The sequence below is a fragment of the Lacticaseibacillus jixiensis genome, assembly GCF_042847315.1.
Taxonomy (GTDB): domain Bacteria; phylum Bacillota; class Bacilli; order Lactobacillales; family Lactobacillaceae; genus Lacticaseibacillus; species Lacticaseibacillus jixiensis.
Window position 1 is genome coordinate 1 of sequence record NZ_BAAFPR010000047.1, and the last position, 9,490, is coordinate 9,490.

General features: G+C 47.2%; 9 protein-coding genes. 8 read left to right on the forward strand and 1 reads right to left on the reverse strand.

What is annotated here, in order from left to right; translation table 11 throughout:
- The 8 genes from ACGG90_RS14820 to ACGG90_RS14855 all read left to right on the forward strand — a co-directional run.
- A partial coding sequence (locus tag ACGG90_RS14820; protein WP_390407408.1) for a transposase occupies window positions 1-617 on the forward strand: 617 nt, incomplete at its 5' end.
- Between the two features lie 220 nt (window positions 618-837).
- Entirely contained in the window at window positions 838-1,578 is a 741-nt protein-coding gene (locus ACGG90_RS14825) for a carbohydrate ABC transporter permease (protein WP_390410595.1), read from the forward strand.
- 11 nt (window positions 1,579-1,589) lie between these two features.
- Complete coding sequence (locus tag ACGG90_RS14830; protein WP_390410597.1) at window positions 1,590-3,134, forward strand: sugar ABC transporter substrate-binding protein; 1,545 nt, start codon at window positions 1,590-1,592, stop codon at window positions 3,132-3,134.
- A 14-nt stretch (window positions 3,135-3,148) separates the two neighbouring features.
- Entirely contained in the window at window positions 3,149-3,775 is a 627-nt protein-coding gene (locus ACGG90_RS14835; protein WP_390410598.1) for a hypothetical protein, read from the forward strand.
- Window positions 3,776-3,784: 9 nt separating this feature from the next.
- Complete coding sequence (locus ACGG90_RS14840) at window positions 3,785-4,441, forward strand: GDSL-type esterase/lipase family protein (protein WP_390410600.1); 657 nt, start codon at window positions 3,785-3,787, stop codon at window positions 4,439-4,441.
- Between the two features lie 22 nt (window positions 4,442-4,463).
- Window positions 4,464-7,559 (forward strand): alpha-mannosidase, encoded by a 3,096-nt coding sequence (locus tag ACGG90_RS14845; RefSeq protein WP_390410601.1) that lies wholly within the window; start codon window positions 4,464-4,466, stop codon window positions 7,557-7,559.
- Between the two features lie 18 nt (window positions 7,560-7,577).
- Window positions 7,578-8,285: an alpha/beta hydrolase gene (locus ACGG90_RS14850; protein WP_390410603.1), complete on the forward strand. Its 708-nt coding sequence runs from the start codon at window positions 7,578-7,580 to the stop codon at window positions 8,283-8,285.
- Window positions 8,286-8,294: 9 nt separating this feature from the next.
- Window positions 8,295-8,792: a DUF1861 family protein gene (locus ACGG90_RS14855; RefSeq protein WP_390410605.1), complete on the forward strand. Its 498-nt coding sequence runs from the start codon at window positions 8,295-8,297 to the stop codon at window positions 8,790-8,792.
- A gap of 81 nt (window positions 8,793-8,873) precedes the next feature.
- Here the strand turns inward: ACGG90_RS14855 and ACGG90_RS14860 are convergent.
- The coding region (locus tag ACGG90_RS14860) for a transposase (RefSeq protein ID WP_390407408.1) at window positions 8,874-9,490 on the reverse strand (617 nt) is incomplete at its 5' end.

A 9,490-nucleotide genomic window follows, 5' to 3' on the forward strand; every position in this document is an offset into this window, starting at 1 on the left:
CGCCAAAATTTTACGAGATGTGCGACACACATGGCGTCGACTTTTTGGTTCGACTCAAGGCAAATTCAAAGCTTGGGAAGCTGGCAGAAACGGCCTTAGTGGATTGCCCTCCAAAATATGAAGAGAGCAAATGCGTCTACCACGAATTCAAGTATCAGGCCGCGTCATGGGGTAAAGCTCGCCGTGTTATCGTATGTTCTACTCATACGGCAGATGAGCTAGTTCCCTGGAACCACGCATTCGTAGTGACCAGCCTGGCCTCCGAGGCTCCAGAGACTTTGTTCAAGACCTATAGACAGCGGGGCAATGCTGAGAACCAAATTAAGGAGCTGAAATGCGGGTTTGGCTTTGACAAAACAGACAGCTCAACTTTTGCACGGAACACTGCACGAGCCTTGATCACCGGTATTGCCTATAACCTGGTTCAGCTCTTTAAACAGCTCTTTGTCTCGGAAGACCGTCGTTCAACCATCTCCTCGCTACGGTTCAGTCTCTTTCACATCGCCGGTAGGATTACTTGGCACGCCCGTCGTGTGGTGATTCATCTTGCTTCTAACTATGTTTACAAGAACTGGTTTAGTCGGCTCATGGACGAAGTCCATCAGTTGGCGACCTGAACTGAATAACTGAATAGGTCGTGCGTCGAGCCGAAAACTGGGTCGGTCTGTTCGTGGTGCATCGATCACCAACTTCTCCGCTCAGTCAGTATTCGCAACGCTCCAAACGTTGCTTTCAGACCGGCCAGATGCGATTTCATGTCCCCAATACCGAGGTGAATAATCCAGGATCATAGCATCGATTAGCAACCCTGCAGATATCGCCAATGGTGAAGTATTCTTGATTCCTAAGCACTTAAATTTTGATGGGTACAAGCAACTGTTCTCAGCAACGCTTATTTGGACGAGCTATCGGAATACTATTATTTATACTGCAGCAGGAACGTTGGTACAACTCGCGGTGAACTTACCAGCCGGCTATGCGTTATCGCGTCCAGAGTTGGTAGGTAAAAAATGGATTTTCTTATTCTTCGCCATTCCGATGTTTATTGGTGGGGGGTTGATTCCAACCTACTTAAATATCCGCCACCTTGGTTTGCTGAACAATCCATTAGTTCTTATCCTGCCGGGGGCTGTGTCGACATACAATATCTTGGTCATTCGCTCATTCTTTAAGGAAAATATTCCGGAAACGCTTTGGGAGGTTGCTCAGCTTGACGGTTGTGGGATTGGACGGTTCTTTATTCAAGTTGCTATTCCGCTCTCGAAAGCGATTATTGCGGTAATTGGGCTATGGGCCGCCGTAGGTATTTGGAATTCTTGGTTTGATGCGATGATTTATATCCAGAGTGAAAACCTTCAACCGTTACAATTAATTCTTCGGCGACTCTTAATTGTTAATGAAGGTATGGGCAATATGGGTAGTGCCTCTGCAACGGCTTCTGCGGCGCTTTCACAGCAGCGCTCAGAAATGATGAAGTACGGTGCGATGATTGTTTCTACCTTACCAATTATGTGCGTATATCCATTCTTACAGAAATACTTCAACCAGGGCGTAATGATCGGTTCGATCAAAGAATAGGGGAGAGTAAAATGAAAATACGGAACTATGTGGCGCTAGGTATGGGTTTGGCGATGGCCGCATTATTGGGCGGTTGTGGCAGTAAAAACGCCAATGACAGTAGCAACAACAATTCATTTACTGTATTAAATGTCCGTTTCCCAGGTAGTAGTAAAACATATCGAGCGAAGGGTACTGTGCCGGCTGCAAGTAAGGCTACTAACGTCACGGTCAAGTGGAAGACTTACACAACTCTTGAGTGGGGAGACAAGAAAGGGACGGTTCTTGGCGGTGGTGAGCTGCCGGATGCATTTTTTGGGAATACTGCGTTGGGCGACGCGGATATTGCTAACAACCTAGCGTCACTGATTCCCTTGGAAAAATACATCAATAAGAAAACAATGCCCAACCTAACCAAAATCATGAAAAAGGATCCAAAGATGCGGGCTATCGTAACCAGTGCTGATGGGCATATCTATTCTTTACCATCAAGAATGACAGGACGTACAATTACTGGTAATCAATTGTACATCAACAAGAAGTGGCTAGATAAGCTAGGGCTCAAGATGCCGACCACGTATCAAGAATTTGAAGATGTTATGGTGGCTATGGCGACAAAAGATCCCAACGGGAATGGTAAAAAAGATGAAGTCGGTTTGGATGGCTTTACCAACATTGCGATGATTCCATGGGGTGTGCAAGCCAGCAGTAGTACCACAACTCAGTGGATGAATTATGATGGGAAAAAAGTTTACTACACACCGGCCACAGAGACATTCAAGAAGGCCGTAGAGCATATGCATGACCTTTACAAGCGTGGCGGGATTGATCCTGAATTCTTCACTCAAGATTTTACGAAACTGATGACGAAGTTTACCAATGCTTCCAAGGTTGGTGGCGCGGTAACTTATAACCCAGTTAACTTGGGTAAAACACCAGATGAATATGTTGCAGCTCCAGCTTTAGTAGGCGTCGATGGTAAGAAAGTTGCGTTGCGCGATCAAGACCCGTATTCGCGGAATCAATTTGAAGTCACGACCGCATGCAAGAATCCTAAGAAATTACTACAGTGGGTTGATCAATTCTACACTCCAGATAATTCAATTCAGTCCTATTATGGCCCGTTTGGCAAAACCACTAAAAAGAATAGCGATGGGACTTACAGTTTGTTGAAGGATAAGTCCAAGAAACATTGGGTGCAGGATGACTTTGCAATTAACAATGCCTTCCGTGATTGGGCACCGCAGTACGGTGATGATGCTTTAGCAAACAAGATTCACTATATTGATAACCAAGGTGACGGCCTTCGCCGTAAGATTGCAACGCCTTTAGACAAGTATACTGGCCCACAGTACCCAGCATTAAGTTTCAAGCCGGAGGAGCAAAAAGAGTTAAGTTCGTTGTTAGCTGATATTGATGCTTATGCTGGTAATAAGTATGCTCAGTGGGTTACAAAGGGCGGCGTGGATAAGGAATGGAATGCTTATATTAAGCAGTTGAACACGATGGGGCTTAAGAAGTTTTTATCAATTCAACAGAAAGCATTGAAGCGATACGATAAGACGATGAACCAGTAAGAGGAGTAAATGCAATGATCAGAAAATTATTTAGCTACGATAATCCATTAATTCGTAAGCTGAGTGTTGCAGTGGACGTTTTCTTTCTGAATATATTGTTTATTGCAACCTCCCTTCCATTGGTTAATATTATGGGCAATATGATTTCATTAAGTCAATCGATCCGTTTGGTTCGAGCGCATACTGGAGAACCGTATGCCGTATATTTTCGAGGATTGCTACGCAATTTTACAATGGGTGTTAAAGCCATGGTAATTTTCCTACCACTTCTGATTGTTGCAGCACTTAGTTTTATGTGGTCGTTTCAGGTAAGCGGCGTGTTTGCGTTATATTCTCGTTTTTGTAGCCTCATTGGTATGACGATGTGGAGTGTTGTGATTGTTACATTTGTCGACTATGCTTCGAGATATCAAGATGTATTCAAGCGCTCCTTATACAACGCTTTTCGAATCGGACTAACTAATGTGAGATCAATAATGGCGGGAATACTGCTCCTGTTTCTGATACTGCAGACAATTAACCCTACTGGGATGTTGACACTTGTCTACCTTGCTTCTTTCGGTGGTATTGCTGTAGTAGCGTGGTTAGATGATTACTTGCTTACGAGCGTATACGATAAATATTTAAACAAGGATGCTTAGGAGACAGAAATGAAGGTTGTATTTAACGGCGATAGTATCACAGATGCACGCTGGCGTGATGACGTGGATATGTATCTTGGTATCGGTTTTCCATTTATGCTGAAAGCTATGCTTCAAGAGCATTACATTGATGAAGAAGTTGAGGTGTATAACCGTGCGTTCAGCGGTGACATTATTGAGGGATTAGATTCCCGGTTTACCAAGGACATCGAAGACATTGGTGGGCCGATTCCGGATGTTGTTTCGATTTTGATTGGCATTAATGACACCGGTTACAACGAAAAGAAAGATACCTTTGGAACTACCAGAGAGTTCGAACGATTTGAGAAGCATTATCGCTCAATCCTTGACCAAGCAGTAGCATTGAAGATTCCTAATATTGTTGTAGCTGAACCATGGGTCGTGAGTGATGCTGATATTGATCGGTATCATTGGCGCAAAGATCTCGATCCAAAGATTCAGATCGTGCGTCGCTTAGCTAGGGAATATCAGGCAATCGACATCAGTTTGGATGGCATCTTAAACCAGGTTTGCCAGAATTATGGTTGGCAGAAAGTGATGCGTGACGGGGTGCATCCAGGTCCCCTTGGATACAAGATCTTCTCAGATCGTTGGTATGAAGCAGTTGTACCAGAATTAGACAAATACGTGGCAGAGAAAAGATGATTGTCGGGATCGGGGTAATTAAATGTATTTTACTAAGGAAAAGTTGGTGGCGCGGGTAGCCGAATTAGCGCAATACCGCTATCGCAAAAGGCAACCGATCACTGGGTGGCAGGTGTTTAAGGATGAGAGTAAGGTCCTGAAATATCCCCATGAAGTGAACGGTCCGTGGCAGCCGTTTGCGGCAGGTGATAAGTGGGTGGGCCATGATGACTATTATTGGTTCCAGACCGAGTTTACAGTACCAGAGTTCTCAGATGAACATCGCTTAGTCTTGCTCTTTGACTTTGGGAGTTCTTTCCCAGGCGGGTTAGGCGGTTCTGAAAGCTTGTTGTTTGTTGATGATCATCCGTATCAAGGCGTAGATGGCAATCATCATGAAACTTATTTTGATGCCAGCCAATATGCCGGCAAAACCGTTACGCTGACGTTGAAAGCTTGGACTGGGCGGGGTTTGCAAGGTGATGGCAGCGAAGTTGATCAGGAGTATACGTTTAGTTACGCAGATTATGCTTATGTCGATCAACCGACGTATGACTTCTTCTATCTGAGCAATAACTTGATCCAGACGATCAAGGCCTTGGATGAGAATCATCCTGATGTGCCGCTGTACACGCAGTGGCTGAACCATGCCATCAACGAAATCGACTTCTCGCAGCCTGGGTCTGAAGATTTCTACACTTCGATGAAAGCAGCCAATGACTATTTGCAAGCTAAGATCGATGCGATGCCAAAGCAGACACCGGTGACGGTTTCAGCAGTCGGCCATACGCATATCGATGTGGCGTGGTTGTGGCAGTTGAAGAACACGCGTGAGAAGATTGCGCGCTCCTTCTCCACCGTGTTGCGGTTGATGGATGAGTATCCGGATTATGTCTTCTTCCATAGCTCACCTCAAATGTATGAGTACATCAAGGAAGACTATCCAGAAATCTATGCCAAAATCAAGGAACGGGTCAAGGAAGGCCGCTGGGAAGTCGGCGGTGCAATGTGGCTGGAAGCAGACTGCAACATCCCTTCTGGTGAAGCATTGACGCGGCAGATCCTGTTAGGCAAAGGCTTCTTCAAGCGGGAGTTTAATCAAGATTCCACTGTGTTGTGGCTGCCAGATGTGTTCGGCTATAGCTGGGCACTGCCGCAGATCTTGAAGAAGTCTGGGGTGGATACCTTCATTACCACCAAGATCAGTTGGAATGAAATCGATCGGATGCCGCATGACACCTTTATGTGGCGCGGCATGGACGGTTCTGAAGTGTTGACGCACTTCATCACCACCCCAGAACCAGGGCGAGAAGGCGATCCAACCTTCTACAAGCGGTTTACTTATAATGGTTATCTGCAACCGAACATCGTCAAAGGCATCTATGATGCGTATAAGGACAAGGAAGTTAACCGCGACTTGCTGTTAGCTTATGGCTACGGCGATGGCGGCGGCGGGGTCAACCGCAACATGTTGGAGAACCGGCGGGAAATGGATCGCATCGACGGCTTGCCTTGGGTCAAGCCATCGCGGATCGATGATTACGTGGCGCGGCTGCATGATACGGTTGAGCATTCCGAAAGTTATGTTCAGCATTGGGATGGCGAGCTTTACCTCGAGTTCCACCGCGGGACTTATACGAACCAATCCAACAACAAGTTGTACAACCGTAAGATGGAATTGGCCTTGCGCAATGCTGAAATCACCAATGCGATGCGCTTGATCTTTGATCAGCAAGCATATCCTGCGCAAGAATTGCATGATCTATGGATCACTTTGGCCCGTAATCAGTTCCACGATATCATCCCGGGTTCTTCGATCAATGAGGTTTATCGTGATTCTGATCGTGAGTATCAAACCAGTTTGGCAAGCTTGCAGAAGCTGATTGCCTCTGATCAACCAGCTGCAAATGATCAGTTGACAGTATTGAATACCAGCAGTTGGACCCAATCACAATGGGTCAAGCTGCCGCAAGCCCAACAAACTGCAACGCTTGTCGATGAAGCTGGCAAAGCTTTGCCATACGCGGACTTAGTTGATGGCCGCTATGTCAAGGTGCCGCAAGTTGCCCCAACGGCATCACAGCAGTATGCGGTGCAGCCGGCAGCGGCTGAAGTTTCACCTGTCACTCAAACCAACGCCGTTGAAACCAAGTTCTATTCGATCAAGTGGAATGAAACTGGTCAGTTGACGTCAGTTTATGACAAGGTGGCTAAGCGTGAAGTGTTGGCACCTGGCGCATTAGGTAATCAGTTGCAACTCTTTGAAGACAAACCGCTGGACTTTAATGCTTGGAACATCGATCTTTTCTATAACGAGAAGGAAACAGATATTCAAGCGATCAAAGCTGAAGTCTTGACGCAAACCGATGCTGTAACTGAAGTGCAATTCACTTATGAGTTTGGCCGTTCGAAGCTGAAGCAGATCATGCGTATCTTCGCTGATGAACGGCGCATCGACTTCATTACCCATGTCGATTGGCATGAGAAGCAGCGGTTGATGAAGGTTGCCTTTCCGGTTGATATTCGAGCCTCTGAAGCCACTTACGATATTCAATATGGGAACGTTAAGCGGCCGACGCATTGGAACACCAGCTGGGATCTGGCCAAGTTTGAAACTGTTGGCCATCAGTGGGCAGATTTGTCTGAAACGGATTATGGCGTCAGCTTGTTGAACGATAGCAAGTATGGTTATGACATCAAAGATAATGTGATGCGCCTTAGCCTGTTGCGCAGTTCCGTCTATCCGGATCCGGTTGCCGATGAAGGTGAGCACACTTTCACCTACAGCCTGTATCCTCACCTTGAGACAGTTAACGCCAGTGATACGCAACAAGTGGCATGGGCGTTGAATTCACCATTGCTGATTGGGACAGCAACGGGAGAAACGCATCAATTATTTGCCTTTGAGCCAGAAGCTAAAGTGGCCTTGGACGCTGTGAAGCAGGCGGAAGATGGGCAAGGACTCATCGTGCGCTTCCATGATTACACCGGCGCACGCCAGACATTTGCCCTGCAGCCGCAATTTGCTTTTGCTGGAGTTGAAGAAACGAACTTGATGGAAGAAAAGACCGGCGCTGTCGATCTTGATCAGCTGAGTTTCCGGCCTTATGAAATCAAGACATTGCGGTTCCGTTTCTGAAGATGGGAGACATCACGGATGCACTTAGTATTAAATGAAGCGCGTAATGTGAGTGTGGATTATTACGGCCTCGATCAGCCGAGCAAGGCGTCGGCGGTGATGATCTTGCCAGGGGGCGGGTATGGTTTCGTTAGTCCGCGCGAATCTGCGCCAATTGCCGAAGCCTTCAACGAACAAGGCTATCAAGCCTTGGTGTTGAATTACTCCGTGGCAGAGCATCGCGGTTACCACAACGCCCTTGATGATGTGATGCAAGCATTTGAGGCCATTGCAGCACACCAAGCTGATTGGCGGATCGATCCAACGCAAGTGATTTTGATCGGCTTCTCCGCTGGCGGGCATTTGGCGGCAGCTTATGCCAGTACCGCCAAGACTTATCGCCCGCAATTGGTGATCTTGGGCTATGCTTGCATCTTAGATTCGATGAACGAACTGTTGCAGCTGAAAGCACCGTCTTTAGACACGTTAGTCACTGCCGACAATCCGCCGACGTTCCTGTTTGGTACTGCCGAAGATGGGCTGGTGCCAGTCGACAACACGTTGGCGTTCATGACGGCGTTAAGCCGCGCTAAGGTACCTTTTGAAGGGCACATCTTCCAGTTTGGCCCGCATGGCTTATCACTAGGTACGGCGCGTTCAGCAGACGGTGATTCAGAACAAATCGATCCGCATTATGCCACTTGGTTTCCACGGTGTTTGGAGTGGATCGATAGGCAAGACGTTTAGGAGGTAATGATGGACCTAAAGAAAGAAAAGGCGAAGTTAGAAGCGGCTTTCACCCCTACAGACGCTGCGATCCAGCGCTTCGTCGGCGTTGACGGCTATGATGTGTACAACTGCTCACAACCGTTCCAATATGCTGGCCAGACTTACTTGTTTGGCCGGGTGGAACGCCGGGCAGAATGGATGCGCTCTTGGGCGCGCTTGTTCAAGCGTACCGCTAAAGACGAATGGACATTAGTTCCTGATAGTATGATCTACACCATGGAAGATCCGTATATTAGTATCATTCATGATGAAGTGGTCATGGGCGGGACTCATGTCAAAGTCGATCAAGGCAAGCTGGACACCTATTACACGGACTTATATCGCGGCAAACAGTTAGATGATCTGTACTACTTTACCTCTGGCCCGGATTACATGAACCTGGATTATTCACCTCGGTATTTGGGACATGAAATCGCATCTGGCCGGTCTGAAAGCAACGTTTGGATCGTTGCGAATACTGACTGAGCGGAGAAGTTGGTGATCGATGCACCACGAACAGACCGACCCAGTTTTCGGCTCGACGCACGACCTATTCAGTTATTCAGTTCAGGTCGCCAACTGATGGACTTCGTCCATGAGCCGACTAAACCAGTTCTTGTAAACATAGTTAGAAGCAAGATGAATCACCACACGACGGGCGTGCCAAGTAATCCTACCGGCGATGTGAAAGAGGCTGAACCGTAGCGAGGAGATGGTTGAACGACGGTCTTCCGAGACAAAGAGCTGTTTAAAGAGCTGAACCAGGTTATAGGCAATACCGGTGATCAAGGCTCGTGCAGTGTTCCGTGCAAAAGTTGAGCTGTCTGTTTTGTCAAAGCCAAACCCGCATTTCAGCTCCTTAATTTGGTTCTCAGCATTGCCCCGCTGTCTATAGGTCTTGAACAAAGTCTCTGGAGCCTCGGAGGCCAGGCTGGTCACTACGAATGCGTGGTTCCAGGGAACTAGCTCATCTGCCGTATGAGTAGAACATACGATAACACGGCGAGCTTTACCCCATGACGCGGCCTGATACTTGAATTCGTGGTAGACGCATTTGCTCTCTTCATATTTTGGAGGGCAATCCACTAAGGCCGTTTCTGCCAGCTTCCCAAGCTTTGAATTTGCCTTGAGTCGAACCAAAAAGTCGACGCCATGTGTGTCGCACATCTCGTAAAATTTTGGCG